At 64.9% G+C, this 13,254-nt stretch carries 14 protein-coding genes and 1 tRNA gene; 11 read left to right on the top strand and 4 right to left on the bottom strand.

Features of this window, described 5'->3' with window-relative positions; all coding sequences use genetic code 11:
* Positions 1 to 5: 5 nt before the first annotated feature.
* A complete protein-coding gene (locus BLS48_RS26965; RefSeq protein WP_091584539.1) occupies positions 6 to 923 on the bottom strand; it encodes a class I SAM-dependent DNA methyltransferase in 918 nt (305 codons plus the stop codon).
* A 107-nt stretch (positions 924 to 1,030) separates the two neighbouring features.
* On the opposite strand from BLS48_RS26965, the gene BLS48_RS26960 reads away from it, so the two are divergent.
* Both BLS48_RS26960 and BLS48_RS26955 read left to right on the top strand, forming a co-directional pair.
* Positions 1,031 to 2,038: a ligase-associated DNA damage response exonuclease gene (locus BLS48_RS26960; protein WP_091584537.1), complete on the top strand. Its 1,008-nt coding sequence runs from the start codon at positions 1,031 to 1,033 to the stop codon at positions 2,036 to 2,038.
* Positions 2,039 to 2,042: 4 nt separating this feature from the next.
* A complete protein-coding gene (locus BLS48_RS26955) occupies positions 2,043 to 3,644 on the top strand; it encodes a cisplatin damage response ATP-dependent DNA ligase (protein ID WP_091584535.1) in 1,602 nt (533 codons plus the stop codon).
* 26 nt (positions 3,645 to 3,670) lie between these two features.
* Here BLS48_RS26955 and BLS48_RS26950 read toward each other — a convergent pair whose 3' ends face one another.
* A complete protein-coding gene (locus BLS48_RS26950) occupies positions 3,671 to 4,810 on the bottom strand; it encodes a hypothetical protein (RefSeq protein WP_167365258.1) in 1,140 nt (379 codons plus the stop codon).
* Between the two features lie 334 nt (positions 4,811 to 5,144).
* Here BLS48_RS26950 and BLS48_RS26945 point away from each other — a divergent pair.
* The 9 genes from BLS48_RS26945 to BLS48_RS26905 all read left to right on the top strand — a co-directional run bounded on the left by BLS48_RS26945 (position 5,145) and on the right by BLS48_RS26905 (position 9,382).
* Positions 5,145 to 5,220, top strand: a tRNA-Thr gene (locus tag BLS48_RS26945).
* 153 nt (positions 5,221 to 5,373) lie between these two features.
* On the top strand, positions 5,374 to 5,562 hold the full coding sequence (locus BLS48_RS26940) for a YodC family protein (RefSeq protein WP_091584531.1): 189 nt from the start codon (positions 5,374 to 5,376) through the stop codon (positions 5,560 to 5,562).
* A 219-nt stretch (positions 5,563 to 5,781) separates the two neighbouring features.
* Positions 5,782 to 6,228 (top strand): EF-hand domain-containing protein, encoded by a 447-nt coding sequence (locus tag BLS48_RS26935; protein ID WP_091584529.1) that lies wholly within the window; start codon positions 5,782 to 5,784, stop codon positions 6,226 to 6,228.
* Between the two features lie 45 nt (positions 6,229 to 6,273).
* Positions 6,274 to 6,816, top strand: a complete 543-nt coding sequence (locus BLS48_RS26930) for an RNA polymerase sigma factor (RefSeq protein WP_091584527.1) — start codon at positions 6,274 to 6,276, stop codon at positions 6,814 to 6,816.
* Between the two features lie 119 nt (positions 6,817 to 6,935).
* Positions 6,936 to 7,388, top strand: coding sequence for a hypothetical protein (locus BLS48_RS26925; protein ID WP_091584525.1), 453 nt, complete (start codon positions 6,936 to 6,938; stop codon positions 7,386 to 7,388).
* Entirely contained in the window at positions 7,385 to 7,840 is a 456-nt protein-coding gene (locus BLS48_RS26920; RefSeq protein ID WP_091584523.1) for a periplasmic heavy metal sensor, read from the top strand. The genes BLS48_RS26925 and BLS48_RS26920 overlap by 4 nt, the downstream gene beginning before the upstream one ends.
* A gap of 108 nt (positions 7,841 to 7,948) precedes the next feature.
* Positions 7,949 to 8,233 (top strand): GCG_CRPN prefix-to-repeats domain-containing protein, encoded by a 285-nt coding sequence (locus tag BLS48_RS26915; protein WP_091584521.1) that lies wholly within the window; start codon positions 7,949 to 7,951, stop codon positions 8,231 to 8,233.
* A 42-nt stretch (positions 8,234 to 8,275) separates the two neighbouring features.
* Positions 8,276 to 8,677 (top strand): DUF1501 domain-containing protein, encoded by a 402-nt coding sequence (locus BLS48_RS26910; RefSeq protein WP_425284749.1) that lies wholly within the window; start codon positions 8,276 to 8,278, stop codon positions 8,675 to 8,677.
* A gap of 276 nt (positions 8,678 to 8,953) precedes the next feature.
* Positions 8,954 to 9,382 (top strand): CBS domain-containing protein, encoded by a 429-nt coding sequence (locus BLS48_RS26905; protein WP_091584518.1) that lies wholly within the window; start codon positions 8,954 to 8,956, stop codon positions 9,380 to 9,382.
* Between the two features lie 106 nt (positions 9,383 to 9,488).
* Here the strand turns inward: BLS48_RS26905 and BLS48_RS26900 are convergent, their stop codons facing one another.
* Positions 9,489 to 11,069 carry an indolepyruvate oxidoreductase subunit beta family protein gene (locus BLS48_RS26900; protein WP_091584516.1) on the bottom strand — a complete coding sequence of 527 codons (1,581 nt, stop codon included), beginning with the start codon at positions 11,067 to 11,069 and terminating at the stop codon, positions 9,489 to 9,491.
* On the bottom strand, positions 11,062 to 13,215 hold the full coding sequence (locus BLS48_RS26895) for a thiamine pyrophosphate-dependent enzyme (RefSeq protein WP_091584513.1): 2,154 nt from the start codon (positions 13,213 to 13,215) through the stop codon (positions 11,062 to 11,064). The genes BLS48_RS26900 and BLS48_RS26895 overlap by 8 nt, the downstream gene beginning before the upstream one ends.
* Between the last annotated feature and the right edge of the window lie 39 nt (positions 13,216 to 13,254).

Genomic DNA, 13,254 nt, shown 5'->3' with positions numbered 1-13,254 from the left:
GGCTTTCAACCTGCCGGCAGCCTGCCCGCCACAACGACCAGCCCTTCGACCGGTTCCCGGCGATCCTGCCGGATCACGGTTGTTTCCAGCGACAGGACCGAAAACCCGTTGGCAGCCAGAACTTCACGCACATGATGTTGCGAATGCGCGTAGCGACGCGATGGCAGCAATACGAAATCGCCATCGCCGGCCAATTTCTCGACGGAAAAGGCGAACAGGCCATCTTCGGTCAGCAAGCCGGCCATCGTCTTCACCACACCGTCCAGCGCGCCGACATAGATGAAGACATCGGCCACCGTCACCAGTTGCGCTTTCGGGCCGGCATAGGAAAAATCCCGCAAATCGGCCTTGCCCAGGAAATCGTAGACACCCTTGGCCCGCGCCTGCTTCAGCATCCTGGCCGAAATGTCGTACCCCTCCAGCCGATCGGCGATCGGCCGAAGCCTTTGCCCCATCAGGCCGGTGCCGCAGCCGAGGTCGAGCACCAGCGGGAAGCGGCCCGGCCTTGCCGTCCGGATAGCCTGATCGAGCAACTGCGGCAGCCGGTAACCCAGCTTCTCGACCAGCGATTCATCGAAGCTTTCGGCGTAGTGGTCGAACAGCGTCTCGACGAAGGCACTGGGGAGCGCATCGGCGGCCGGCGCCTTGCCAATCAATTGCAGGTTCAGTGCGGCACCCTGACGATCCGTCGGATCGAGTTGCAGCGACATCGTCCACGCCTGCGCAGCCAGATCCGGCGCACCGGCAGCCTGCTGCATTTCGCCGAGGCGAAACCAGCCCATCGCCCATTGCGGCGTCAGCTCCAGCGCGCCGAGCAGCAATTCGGCCGCCGCCGTATGATCGCCGTCCGCACAAAGCATCTCGGCATAATCGGCGCGGCGATCGGCGTTCAAGTCGCCGGACGAGGCCTGTAGCGGTTTCATGGCGATGGGTCCTGTCGGCAAATGCAGCCGCCGATGCTGTATGCGGGAGTCAGCAGTCTCTGACTACAGGCTTCCCGTGGCGGAATTATATCCTATCTTGGAGAAACATGCGCGCCAGCGACCTGCTCCATCCCCGGCCCGAGGGCCTCTATTGCCCGCCGGGCGATTTCTTCATCGACCCGGTGCGGCCGGTGAATCGGGCGCTGATCACGCACGGCCATTCCGACCATGCGCGTTCCGGCCACCGCTCGGTGCTGGCGACGCAGCAGACGCTCGACATCATGGGCTTGCGCTATGGCGAGCAGTTTGCCGACACGACGCAAGCAGCACGGCTCGGCGAGACGATTGTCCTCGACGGTGTCAGCGTCCGCTTCCATCCGGCCGGCCATGTGCTGGGCTCGGCGCAGATCGCCGTCGAGCACCAGGGCACGCGCATCGTCGCTTCCGGCGACTACAAGCGGCAGAAGGACGCAACGTGTCGGCCATTCGAGCCGATCCAGTGCGACGTGTTCATCACCGAAGCAACCTTCGGCCTGCCGGTGTTCCGCCATCCGCCCGACACCGAGGAAATCGCGCGGCTGCTGAAATCGGCGGCGCAGTTTCCCGAGCGCTCGCATCTGGTCGGCGCCTATGCGCTCGGCAAGGCGCAGCGGGTGATGCGGCTGTTGCGCGACGCCGGCTACGACAGGCCGATCTACATCCATGGCGCGCTGGCGAGACTCAGCGAGTATTACCAGGGCCAGGGCATCGACCTCGGGACGCTCGAACCGGCAACGGTGGAGGGCGGCAGGCAAGATTTCGCCGGCGCCATCGTCGTTGGTCCGCCATCGGCCTTCGCCGACCGCTGGGCGCGGCGCTTTCCCGATCCGATATCCTGCTTCGCATCGGGCTGGATGCGCATCCGCCAGCGCGCCAAGCAGGGCGGCGTCGAGCTGCCGCTGATCATCTCGGACCACGCCGACTGGGACGAGCTGACCGGCACCATCAAGGAGACCGGAGCCGAGGAGATCTGGGTGACGCATGGCCGCGAGGAAGCGCTGGTGCGCTGGTGCGAGCTCGAAGGCATAGCCGCCCGGCCACTGCACCTTGTCGGCTATGAGGACGAGGGCGATTGATGGCATGAACCGCTTCGCAGAGCTTCTCGACCGCCTCGTGCTGACGCCGTCGCGCAACGGCAAGCTGACCTTGCTGACCGACTATTTCCGCAGCGTCGAGGATCCCGACCGCGGCCTGGCGCTGGCCGCCATCACCGGCGACCTCAACCTAGCCGCGGTCAAGCCGGCGATGCTGCGTGCTTTGGTCACCGAACGCATGGACGCGGTGCTGTTCGGCTATTCCTACGACTACGTCGGCGATCTCGCTGAAACGGTGTCGCTGGTCTGGCCGCAATCGCCCGGAAACATTCCGAACCGTGAGCCAACGCTTGGCGAGGTCGCGGCGAAACTGCAGGCGGCAAGCCGCTCCGATGGACCGAAGGTGCTGGCCGGGCTGCTCGACAACGCCGGCATCTCGGCGCGCTTTGCCATCATCAAGCTGGTCACCGGGGGCCTGCGGATCGGCGTATCGGCGCGGCTTGCCAAACAGGCTCTGGCGGATTTCGGCAAGGTCGATGTCGCCGAGATCGAGGAACTCTGGCACGGACTGTCGCCGCCTTACACGGGGCTGTTCGCGTGGCTGGAAGGCAAGGCCGAAAAACCACAAAGCACGGCGATGGCGCTGTTCAAACCGGTGATGCTGTCGAACCCGGTCGGCGATGGCGATCTCGAAAAGCTTGCCCCCGCGGACTATGCGGCCGAGTGGAAATGGGACGGCATCCGTGTCCAGGCCGCAGCCGAAGGCGGCAGTCGCCGGCTCTATTCGCGCACCGGCGACGATGTCTCCGGCGCCTTTCCAGACCTCGCCGACGCCATGCATTTTTCCGCTGTCCTCGACGGCGAACTGCTGGTCGGCGATCCCCAAGAAGCGACGGGGACCTTTTCGGATCTGCAGCAGCGGCTGAACCGCAAGACGGTGACCACAAAGATGCAGCAGCAGTACCCGGCGTTCATGCGCTGTTACGATTTGCTGCAGATCGGCGATGAGGATTTGCGCGCCTTGCCGTTTCGCGAGCGGCGCGGCCATCTCGAAACCTTCGTGAAGACGCTCGATCCGAGCCGCTTCGATCTGTCGCCGTTCGTCCAATTCGAGGATTGGCAAGCGCTGGAGGACCTGCGCCGGGCGCCGCCGCACCCGGTCATCGAAGGCGTGATGCTGAAGCGCTGGGACTCACCTTATGTCGCCGGCCGGCCGAAAGGTCCCTGGTTCAAGTGGAAACGCGATCCGCACACGGTGGATGCGGTGCTGATGTACGCCCAACGTGGCCACGGCAAGCGTTCGAGCTTCTACTCGGACTACACGTTCGGCGTCTGGTCCGGCGGGGAAGGCGAGGAGGAACTGGTGCCGGTCGGCAAGGCCTATTTCGGCTTCACCGATGAAGAGCTGAAGCAGATCGACAAATATGTCCGCGACAACACGGTCGAACGCTTCGGACCGGTGCGCTCGGTGCGGGCCGACCGCGACAACGGCCTGGTACTGGAAGTCGCCTTCGAGGGGCTCAACCGCTCGACCCGGCACAAATCCGGTGTTGCCATGCGCTTTCCCCGCATTTCACGGCTGCGCTGGGACAAGCCGGCCAACGAGGCGGACCGCATCGAGACGCTGCAGGCACTGCTCGATCGCTAGGCCACTTCGTCCGGCACCGGATGCTCTTACGGCTCGATCGAAACGCGGATTTCGTAGATGTCCGCGGCCTTGCCCTGCTTGTCGAAGTCGGAATTGATGGCGATCGTGCCAGCCGAGCCCGGGTGCTTGTCGGGAAACTTCACGTCGAACAGATATTCGTTCTGCTGCTGGCCCACAGCATAGCGCTTGCGGCCGCAGTCGCCGAGTTCGCCGAAATTGCAGTCGACGGACATCTGCGTCTCCTTGCCTTCTTCGGAACGGGCGATGATGTCGAACACGGCATGCTTGCCGGCGAGCTTCTCCAGCACGCCTTGTCCGACATCGAAGCTGATCGCCGAACCGGAGGCGCCGGACTGGATGCGCAGGAATGACCCGGTGTCGTCCTTCATCACCTCGGCCTTGGCATCCGACGGGGCGCTGACATGCGTCGGGTCGGTCGGCGAGAACACGTTGATCCAGTCACGCGACTGGTCCGCCGCACCCGGCTTTGCCGGCCCGGTTTCGCCATCGGCCGGCGTGAAATCGTCGTCCTCGACCGTCGGCGGCGCTTGCGGCGGCGCGGTATCGAGTTGCGCCGGCGTCTTGAACACACCGGTCTGCATGGCGAAAAACAGGCCGATGCCAATTGCGGCAAGCAGCGTCACGCCGAGGAAGATGGCGGTCAGCGGCAGGCGACGCCCCTTTATGCGCCGTTCATCGCGATCGGGCGCCACTTCGGCCGCGGCTTGCGCCGAGGCCGGAGCCGACATGTCGATGGCCGGCGCGCCGGGAAGAACCGGCTCGGGCATGATGTCGGGAACGACCGGCAGCACGTGGGAGTGCGGCGCATCGGAACCGGATTGCACAGGTCCGTCGACAACGGGCGATGGCGCCGCCTGGCCAGTCTCGACCGTGGGTGCGGCGTCGTCCGCAAGCTCGACCGCCGGGGCTTCGCCGCGCGGCGCGACATCCGGCACCGCCGGCAGGAACTCGGATTCGATTTCGGTGATTTTCGCCTGTATCGACTTGCGGCGATTGATGGCGACTTCAACTGTCACACCAGGATTGGCCTGGAGCGCGCGGTCGAGCGCGGCGAAAGCCGATCGATAGACCTTTTCGCGGAACGCGCGGTCCTCGGCATTGCCCTTCTCCAAGGCGTTCCGGATCGCTTTTTCGATCGCGTCCAAGCGGGTCCCTCTGCACGTTTGCCCAACCTTGCCATGATCGTTAGCCGCAGGCGACCAATCAATCAACGGGCGAGCGGCGCATTCTGCCTTGTCGAGGTGTGCAAAGTCCATTCCGGCAGTGTTCCGATAACGAAATCAGCATGTTTCATCGATTTTCCCACGCATGGAGACATCAATCCTGTCGAGCCATCACTTCGCGACCAATTGGCGAAGGGTGCGGTGGCCGGCTTTCGGCGGCGGCACGACACCCCGCAGGAAATGCCAAGTCGCATCTTGAATTCGCGGCCGGTTGAGTCTATCACCCAGCCCATCTTGGAGGCCTTGGCTTCCCGGGGCCGCTTTAGCTCAGTTGGTAGAGCACCGCATTCGTAATGCGGGGGTCGCGTGTTCGAGTCACGCAAGCGGCACCACTTTCCTTTCCATTCCGGTCATCTCGTCGCGTGCCGCATCAGGCATTCCAGCCGCTGCTGGGGCAAAGGATTGCGACGCCGGCGAAGGCCATCCGCCATTGTCGAGACCCCGGTTTGGTGTGAAACTCGGAGACTCAGAATGGGAGGTCGAAAATGTCCAACAGTTTCAGGACCGGAGACATCGTCAAGTTGAAGTCCGGGGGCCCCAGGATGACGGTAAGCGATGGCGCCGCCTCGGGCATGTATCTGTGCCACTGGTTCAATCGCGAGGGCGAGGTGTGGACCCCGCAACATGCCGCGTTCAAGCCCGAGCAGCTGGTAGTGGCCGACCAATCAAACTAGGCCACAGGCCGACACGGCTTCGGCTGAGGGCGGCGGCCAGGTACCGGGTTTGACGCCCGCCATCGCGGCGGCTGGCGGAACCCGCGCGGAAGCGCCGCGTCCAGCCGCTTGAACGGATTTGCAGGCGCGACCGACGGATTTCGGTCGTCGCGGCGTTTAACGGTCGAAGCGTGACCGCGGCACAAGCCGTCGGTACCGCGCCAACCGGAGACGCAAAGCATGATCCGCCGTTCGATACTTGCCGCTGCCTTGAGCCTGCAGACGGTTGCAGCTCTCGCCCAGACAACGACACAGCTCCCCGCGCCGACGCCGCCGACCACCGCCCCCACGCCGCCGGCTGCCGCACCGGCTGCCCCGGCAAGGTCCGAGATCACGCTGGCCAAATTCCAGAAGCGGCGCGAGAAGGCGATCCTGGCGGCCGACACCGACGGCGACGGCAAGATCAGCCTGCTGGAATGGACAGCCTTTCAGGCCAAACGCACCGCCAAGGGCGACCCCAGCAAATCCTTCGCCCGTATCGATTCCAACCATGACGGCTTCATCGACCGCGCCGAACTCGATGCGTTCTTCGCCAAGCGCTTTGCCAAGCTGGACAAGAATGCCGACGGCGTTCTGACGGCCGACGAAATGCCAGGCCATAAAACCGCTCCCAAACAGCAGCAATGACCAAGAGGCAATGACGCGCGATGACCATCAGGAGTGCGCCAACGGATGAGCGCCGATCCGGACGAGGAGCTGGTTCGCCGTGTCGGCGCCGGCGACCCGGCAGCCGTGCAAAGCCTGGTCGCGCGCAAGCTGCCGCGCATCCTGGCGCTGGCCGTGCGCATGCTCGGCGATGCGGCGGAGGCCGAGGATGTCGCGCAGGAAGCCTTCGTGCGGATCTGGCGCCATGCCTCGAGCTGGCGGCGTGGCAATGCGAGTTTCGACACCTGGGTCCACCGGGTGACGCTGAACCTCTGTTACGACCGGCTGCGCCGCAGGCGCGAATGGGTAACCGACGATGTGCCGGACGTGGCCGATCCCGCAGCGCTGCCCGATGCTCATCCGCGGGAAGACGCGCAGCGGGTCGAACGGGCACTGCAAGGCATAGCGCCGCGCCAGCGCGAGGCGATCATCCTGGTCTACTATCAGGAGATGTCCAACATCGAGGCGGCAGCGACCTTGCAAATCAGCGTCGACGCCCTGGAGAGCCTGCTTTCGCGCGGCCGGCGGTCGCTGCAGGTAATACTGGCCAGGGATGGCGCGGATGGGTGAGAACCGGGCGACCATGACCGTGCAGCGTTCATCCCGCCTTGCGGCCGCTGCCCGGTGGTCGGCTGCTGCCGTTCCAACACCGCATGGGGACGCAGCAGCAACGGGCAAGGGGAAAACAGATGGCTGAAGACACCGAGGACGAACCGGCAATGGATGCCAGGCGCTTTGCGGCCCTGGCCGCGGCCTATGGCGGTGACTTGCGGCGATGGCCGGAGGCCGAACGGATGGCAGGCGCGATCTTTGCCCCAAGCGAGATGGGCGATGCCATCTTGAGCCACGCCGGAAAACTCGACGCACAGCTGGACAGCTATGCCGTCGAAGCGCCCGGCAAGGCCTTGCACGGCAGCATCCTGCGGGCCGCAGGCCGGCACCTCGCTCAGCGCCGGCGTCAGCTGTTCTGGCGGATGGGGCTGGCGCTTGCCGGCATTGGTCTGGCCGGCGCCGTCGCCGGGCTGGCGCTGGTGACCATCGTCACGCCCGAAGTGCAGCCCGATCATTACGTCCTTGATGCCAATGCGACGGCGTTCGGCGATGCCGGACCCGACGGCGACATGATCGAGGAGGACCTATGAGCATGAGCCGCAACCTCATCATCGCGTCGGTGGTGCTCAACGTCTTCCTGGCTGGGGCGCTTGCCGGCGGTGCCGTCTGGATACGAAGCGGCAAGTCGGGCCAGGGCCATTCCCTGGAGGCGGCCGGCGGTCGGCTTCCCGAGCAGGATCGCACGACATTCCGCAAGGCCCTGCGCGAAGTGCGCCGCGAATCGCGCCAGATCATTCTCGACGGCCAGCAGGCCAGGCGGGAAGCAGCGGACCTGCTGCAACAGCCGGTTCTGGACACGACCGCCCTGTCGGCGGCGCTGGAGCGGGCCCGCAATGCCGACGTCACCATCCGCACGCGGCTGGAACAGCGCATCGTCGAGTTCGCGGCGGCTGGCTCCGCCGAGGGTCGTCGTGTGCTGGCGGAGGGACTGATGCGGCGCGGCGGCGCGCAACCGTCCGCCGCGCCAAAAAAATCACCGTGACGACCGACGGAAAATGCCGACGCCGCCGTTTAACCGGGAGAAGGGCAGACCTGCCGAACCCGTGTGGTTCGAACAGGTTTTCAACCTCGGAAACACTCGGAGTATGACATGAATCGTCTGACAAAATACGCGATCGCCGCCGCTCTTGCGGTGACCGGAACCGTTGCGACGGTTGCGGCATCCTCGGCGATGCCGATGGCGCCGCTCGCCCCTGCCGCCCCGGCGCTGGTCGAGCATGTCGCCTGGGGCTGCGGGCCTGGCTGGCATCCCAATCCGTGGGGACGCTGCGTCCCCAACCGTGTGGTGGTCTACCCTCGTTACCACTATCGGCATGGGCCGGCCTTCTATGTCTGGCATCCCCACCGTCACTGGCACCGCTGGCATCGCTGGTAGGAACGCTTGGGAGCCGGCCATCGCGCCGGCTCGACACCTTGCTTGGCGGCCTCGACGGCGCCTTCGAAGAATTCGAAAAGGATCTCGGCGAACACGTCGATCGTCGTCATCACCGAGTTCGGGTGCACGGCCCGGATCAACGGCACCGTCGGCAGCGGATCATGGCACCGGCACCGTGGTGCTTGCTGGTGGACGGGGCGATCGAGAAGCCGCGTGATTGCGGGCCGACCCGGACTGAAGCCGGCTCAGCTCTATGAAGCGCGCGATCTTGCGCCGACCACCGAGGTCAGGGCGGTGCTAAAGGACCTGCTCGCCTGCCAGTTCGGACTGTCGACCGCCGTGCTCGGCGACAAGGTTTTCCAGCCTCGCCGCGGTGAAGCCGATGGCCAATCTCGTCGCGTGAGGGCCGGCCGGCGGCCGCGTCGTGACGATGACGTGGGCTGAAATCCCCGCGCAGTTTCCGGAGCGGGGCGCCGTTCGGAAATCCGATCAGGGGTTCCGGGCCCAACAGGCGGCATGCCAGCGGTAGTTGAACTAGAATCCCGGATGTCAACGACCAACCCGACGGATCGTCATCCGACGGTTCGGCACGCCTTTCCGACAGGGCGTGCGTCCGCCGCAAGCCCTGATTGCTGCATAACAAATTGATTCACATCAATGAGCCTTAATGCGTCATGCACTAGGTTTTATAAGCGTGTCTGACGATGGGAACTGGTTGCAATGACCACGGTTCAGCAAATCCTCGATGCCAAGGGCCACGATATCTACTTCGTCCGTCCCGATGATACGGTTCTGCACGCGCTCCAGATGATGGAAAGAAGAAACGTGGGGGCGATGCTGGTCAAAGAGGACGACACGCTCGTCGGCATATTTACCGAACGGCATTATGCCAGGAAAGTATTTCTCAAGGGCAGGTCATCACCAAAAACCCGGATTCGTGAGGTTATGGAGTCAAACGTTGTCTATGTGGAGCCTGGGCAAAATGCTGAGGCTTGCATGGCGCTGATGAGCGATAAACGAATCAGGCACCTCCCAGTCCTGCGCGATGGACGTCTCGTGGGATTAATATCTATTGGCGATCTCATGAAGAGCATCATCGCTGACCGGGAATTCAACATCGAACAACTTGTGCGTTATGTACAAGGCTGAGGCGAGCGGAGAAACCTGACCCGTCTTATCGCCGGGGGCTTGGTTGCTTGCCGTCGCGAGTGCTTTTCGCGCGCTGAAGACTGCCTCCGCGCCGCGGCTCAAATGCTCATAAAGCCGTGTCGTTGTTCAGCGTCGCCACGGTCTTAAGCGCACCGTCGAGCATGTCGCCCTTCTCGTCCTTCAAGGCCATGTCGCGTAGGCGGCGGATCCAGTCGGCGGCGTCCGTGCGACCCTTGAGCAGATCGAGCGCCGACAGCACGCGGTCGAATTTCGACTGCGCGCGGACATGGGTGTCGCTGTAGCCCTTGATCAGCCGGCGGCAGTTGAGGATCTCGACGGCCAGCGCGTAGCCGGCTGGCACATAACTGAGCGCCAGCGCATACCAGCGGTCGAGATGAGCGATCTCGACCTTGTGGCGCAGCAGGCGGCGGCGCCAGCGGCGCAGGCCGCCGATGAACCAGAGCGCGGCAAAGCCGACCAAACTGTCGGTGCGGATGCGGCGGCCGTGGTTGATGCGGCGGTCGAGAAACGCGGCGAGCTTCGGCCGGTTCTCGATGTAGCTGCCCAGGCTTGCCGGCAAAGTGCCGCAGAATTCCTCGATGCGCGGATGGAAATATTCGGTCACCTGCAGGATCGAGCCGTCCTTGACGCCGACCTCGCGGCGCACCCGCCTGTCGCGCGCCGAGCGCGTCTTCAGGTCGGCAACGCGGATCATGTCGTCGTAGCACAGGGCGTTGGCCAGGTGCTTGGCGGCAGCGATCGACAGCGCATAGGCATGGTCGGCGCTGTCCAGCGCGACGGCCCGGTCCAGGCGGTCGAGATACTCGCCACCATAGGCGATGTCCTGGTAGTCGACGACTTTTTTCAAGCCGCGAAGCGCCATGTCGCGAAGAGGTTCCGGCACCGCATCGACACGAGTTTCCAGCGCCTGCCAGCCTTTCAGCAGGTTTTGCGGGCCGCTCACTTGCCCGGTTCCCGGGACAGGCTCGGCAAGTTTCGGCTCCACGGCCTTTTGCGCCGGCGCGGCCGTGCCCCGCGCGCGATCATAGGCGGCGCCGAAGGCGGCAAGGCTGGCCTTCGCGCCCCGACCGCCGGCACTGACCGCCTGCTCGTAGCTTTCACGTGTGAACGGCAGCGCGTCGGACCCCGCCAGCGCGCCAAGCAGGCTGGCCGAGATCATCGAGCCGTTATCGGCGGCGATCTTTTCCATGTCGAAAGCGATGAAGCGCTTCGATGCGGCCTCCGCCGTCGCATGCACCTTGGAAGACGAAGCCCGGCCGTCACCCGGCTCGATCTTTTCCGACACGGCGGCGATGCGGTGCGATGAAGCGATCAGCGTCGTGCGCTCGGGCGTGACGAAGCCGCGGATGATGGCGCGGCCGGCCTCCATCAATTCCGCCGCGATCAGAATGTCGACGTCGCCTTGCGAGGGCGATAGCGCGAAGACCGGCAAGCGGCCGGTGTCGCGGGCCATCTCGACATAGTAGATGGTGGCGCCGGTGCGCTGGGCGACGCCGGCGACCGAGGTCGATTGCGCGACATATCCGTTGCGCTCGGCGACGTCGGTGATCCAGTCGGCCAGCACGCCGCCGCCCTGGCCGCCGACCGCCAGCACGGCAAGCTTGATGACGCGCTCGTCATCCTGCGCGCCGGCCCTGGCGCGAAATGGAGGGACAGCGTCAAGCATCGGCGAAGGTCAGGCGCCGGCTCTCGCGGCGGCGCTGCAACAGGCTGATGGTGGCGCGGCGCGCCGCTTCGAGCAAGCGGTCCCAGCGGTTCGGATTGTGCACAACGTCGGCGCGATAGAAGGACGGGCAGAGCACCGCCGCATCGGCGACCTCGCCGCAATTGCCGCAGCCGACGCAGCTCTGGTCGATATGCGCCACCGGATCGTCGCGCAGCGGATCGTCGAGCGACTTCACCGACAGCGAGGGGCAGCCGGACAGCCGCATGCAGGCGTGGTCGCCGGTGCAGATGTCCTCGTCGACGCCGAACTTCGGTTTCACCACCCGCTCTCCGCCCTTGATCGCCTTGTCGACCAGCGGCTTTTCGCGGCGCTGCCGGTTGAGCATGCATTCGGACGATGCGACGATGACCTTCGGCCCCTTCTCGTCGGTCGTCAGCGCCTCGCGCAGCGTGTCCTGCATCCTGGTCACGTCATAGGTGCGGTCGACATGGCGCAGCCATTTGACGCCCATGCCTTTCACCGCCTCGGTGATCGGATGCTTCGTTGACTTGGTCTTGTTTCCCGCGCGCGACGACAGAATGTCCTGTCCGCCGGTCGCTGCCGAGTAGAAGTTGTCGACGATGACGATGACGCCGTCGTTCTTGTTGAACACCGCGTTGCCGATCGACGAGGTCAGGCCGTTGTGCCAGAAGCCGCCATCGCCGACGAAGGAGATCGAGCGGCGCTTGGCGTCCGGCGAATTGAACGCCGAGGCGGAGGCCGGCCCCAGCCCGTAGCCCATGGTGGTGGCACCGAGTTCGAAAGGCGGCATGATCGAGAACAGATGGCAGCCGATGTCGGAAGCGATGTGGTGCTTGCCAAGTTCCTGCTCGACCAGCTTGGTGGCGGCAAAGATCGGCCGCTCCGGGCAGCCGATGCAGAAGCCGGGCGGCCGGCCAGGAACCACGTTGATCAGGTCGGCGGTGTCGACGCCGTCGCCAACCTTGTTGGGCGCGCGCACCTCGCCCGGCAGCAGATGTGGCGCCTCGGCGCGCAGGAAAGCGCCGATGCCGTCGAGCATGACCTGGCCGGTGTATTCGCCGGCCATCGGCAGATGCTCCTTGCCGACCAGCCTGGTGCCGCGCCCGGCCTTGTGCAGCATCGAGGCAAAGGCCTGTTCGATGTAGTTGGGCTGGCCTTCCTCGACGACGAGCACCGACTGCTTGCCCTCGCAGAAGGACAGGAACTCGTCGTCGATCAGGGGATAGACGGCGTTGAGCACGTAAAGCGGCACGTCGGTGTCGCCATAGGTGTCGGCAAGGCCGAGCCGCTGAAGCGCGCGGATGACCGAATTGTACATGCCGCCCTGCATGACGATGCCGACCGAGCCGTGGTCCGAGCCGAAGAATTCGTTGATCTTGTTCTTGCGGATGAAATCGACCGCCGCCGGCCAGCGCTTCTGCACCTTTTCCTTCTCATGCAGGAAGGAGGCGGGCGGCAGCACGATGCGCCCGGTGTCGCGCCGCGGTGCGTCGAGCGCATCGGCCACGGTCATTGGCGGCCGCTTGTTGTCCTTGGCGATGAAATGGCCATGCACGTGGCAGCAGCGGATGCGCACCTGCAGCATCACCGGTGTGTTGGAAATCTCCGACAGCTCGAAACCGTCTTCCACCGCCTTGACGATCGACGGCAAATTGGGGCGCGGATCGAGCAGCCAGACCTGGCTCTTCATGGCGAATGCGTGGCTGCGCTCCTGCATGATCGAAGAGCCTTCGCCGTAATCCTCGCCGACAATGATCAGCGCGCCGCCGGTGACGCCGCCGGAAGCGAGATTGGCCAACGCGTCGGAGGCGACATTGGTGCCGACCGTCGACTTGAAGGTTGCTGCGCCGCGTATCGGATAATGCACCGAGGCCGCCAGCATGGCGGTAGCGGTCGCTTCCGAGGCGCTGGCCTCGAAATGCACGCCGAGCTCGCCCAGAATGTCCTGCGCGTCGGCCAGCACGTCCATCAGGTGGCTGATCGGCGCACCCTGATAGCCGCCGACATAGCCGACGCCGCATTGCAGCAGCGCCTTGGTGATGGCGAGAATGCCTTCACCGGCAAACTCCTCGCCGGCGCCGAGCCGGAGCTTCTCGACTTCCTTGGCAAAAGACCGTTCGGCCATGTCGGCCTCCTTCCGTTACCGCCGGGCGCGCCGGCGGTG

Origin of the sequence: Mesorhizobium qingshengii (assembly GCF_900103325.1) — a bacterium.
In the GTDB taxonomy this organism is placed as follows: domain Bacteria; phylum Pseudomonadota; class Alphaproteobacteria; order Rhizobiales; family Rhizobiaceae; genus Mesorhizobium; species Mesorhizobium qingshengii.
This window is presented reverse-complemented; position numbering and strand designations above follow the sequence as displayed.

Excerpts from the sequence above, each read along its gene's own strand:
- BLS48_RS26965 (WP_091584539.1), bottom strand. The coding sequence starts at position 923 with ATGAAACCGCTACAGGCCTCGTCCGGCGACTTGAACGCCGATCGCCGC.
- BLS48_RS26960 (WP_091584537.1), top strand. The coding sequence starts at position 1,031 with ATGCGCGCCAGCGACCTGCTCCATCCCCGGCCCGAGGGCCTCTATTGC.
- BLS48_RS26955 (WP_091584535.1), top strand. The coding sequence starts at position 2,043 with ATGAACCGCTTCGCAGAGCTTCTCGACCGCCTCGTGCTGACGCCGTCG.
- BLS48_RS26940 (WP_091584531.1), top strand. The coding sequence starts at position 5,374 with ATGTCCAACAGTTTCAGGACCGGAGACATCGTCAAGTTGAAGTCCGGG.
- BLS48_RS26935 (WP_091584529.1), top strand. The coding sequence starts at position 5,782 with ATGATCCGCCGTTCGATACTTGCCGCTGCCTTGAGCCTGCAGACGGTT.
- BLS48_RS26930 (WP_091584527.1), top strand. The coding sequence starts at position 6,274 with ATGAGCGCCGATCCGGACGAGGAGCTGGTTCGCCGTGTCGGCGCCGGC.
- BLS48_RS26925 (WP_091584525.1), top strand. The coding sequence starts at position 6,936 with ATGGCTGAAGACACCGAGGACGAACCGGCAATGGATGCCAGGCGCTTT.
- BLS48_RS26920 (WP_091584523.1), top strand. The coding sequence starts at position 7,385 with ATGAGCATGAGCCGCAACCTCATCATCGCGTCGGTGGTGCTCAACGTC.
- BLS48_RS26915 (WP_091584521.1), top strand. The coding sequence starts at position 7,949 with ATGAATCGTCTGACAAAATACGCGATCGCCGCCGCTCTTGCGGTGACC.
- BLS48_RS26905 (WP_091584518.1), top strand. The coding sequence starts at position 8,954 with ATGACCACGGTTCAGCAAATCCTCGATGCCAAGGGCCACGATATCTAC.
- BLS48_RS26900 (WP_091584516.1), bottom strand. The coding sequence starts at position 11,069 with ATGCTTGACGCTGTCCCTCCATTTCGCGCCAGGGCCGGCGCGCAGGAT.
- BLS48_RS26895 (WP_091584513.1), bottom strand. The coding sequence starts at position 13,215 with ATGGCCGAACGGTCTTTTGCCAAGGAAGTCGAGAAGCTCCGGCTCGGC.